The sequence below is a fragment of the Klebsiella sp. JB_Kp042 genome, assembly GCF_040065275.1.
GTDB lineage: Bacteria > Pseudomonadota > Gammaproteobacteria > Enterobacterales > Enterobacteriaceae > Klebsiella > Klebsiella quasipneumoniae.
The window spans coordinates 1-1,008 of sequence record NZ_JBEAJL010000078.1 but is presented as its reverse complement, the minus strand read 5'-3'; the positions used below and the strand labels follow the sequence as shown (position 1 = coordinate 1,008).

Here is a 1,008-nt window from a genome sequence, read left to right as displayed (position 1 = left end):
AAATCCAGCCAGCTACAGGGTCGTTCGCACGAAATCTTATTTATTCAACAAAGCCATTGAGTCCCTGCGGGTATTAAAAACTTGCCGAAAAACAGCAATATCAGCCCGCAGAGTCGCTCTCCAGATTATCCATTCAAATATTATCTCTGCCCCGGATGAATTACGTGAACAGCTCAGAAATATGACGCGCATGCAGCTCATCAGGACCCTGGGTTCCTGGAGACCTGATGCCAGTGAATACCGCAATGTAACCAACGTTTATCGCATTTCATTAAAGTCCCTTGCCCGACGCTATCTCGAGTTACATGACGAAATCGCTGATCTGGATGTCATGATTGCGGCAATTGTCGACGAGTTGGCACCTGAGCTGATTAAACGTAATGCTATCGGATACGAAAGCGCTTCACAGTTGCTGATCACTGCCGGAGACAATCCTCAACGGTTAAGATCAGAATCAGGATTTGCGGCACTGTGTGGTGTCAGCCCGGTCCCCGTTTCTTCTGGAAAAACGAACCGTTACCGACTTAATCGTGGTGGAGATCGTGCTGCAAATAGTGCACTTCACATCATCGCCATCGGACGCTTACGAACTGACGCAAAAACAAAGGAATATGTCGCCAGGCGTGTAGCCGAAGGACATACAAAAATGGAAGCGATACGCTGTCTAAAGCGATATATCTCCCGCGAAGTTTACACGTTACTGCGCAATCAAAACAGGCGGATCAACAGTATCCCGATAACAGCTTGACTCTTAGAAGGGCGTCCAAGGCAGCCATTATACGAGCAGGCAGTTCCGGCAGTTACTGTGGCGATACCGGATCAGGCAGAGTATGAGTCGGCGTGGAAACTGCTGGGATAACAGCCCAATGGAGCGCTTCTTCAGGAGTCTGAAGAACGAATGGGTGCCGGCGACGGGCTATGTAAGCTTCAGCGATGCAGCTCACGCAATAACGGGTAATGACTCCAATTTACTGATAGTGTTTTATGTTCAGATAGTGCCCGATGACT

The 1,008-nt window shown here is 48.7% G+C and carries 1 protein-coding gene and 1 pseudogene; both read left to right on the top strand.

Going from position 1 to position 1,008, the window contains the following annotated elements; translation table 11 throughout:
• Positions 1-748 (top strand): transposase (locus ABLV54_RS13255; protein ID WP_348814179.1); only part of this gene is annotated, 748 nt, incomplete at its 5' end.
• 16 nt (positions 749-764) lie between these two features.
• A pseudogene (locus ABLV54_RS13250) lies at positions 765-1,008 on the top strand (integrase core domain-containing protein); the annotation flags it as partial.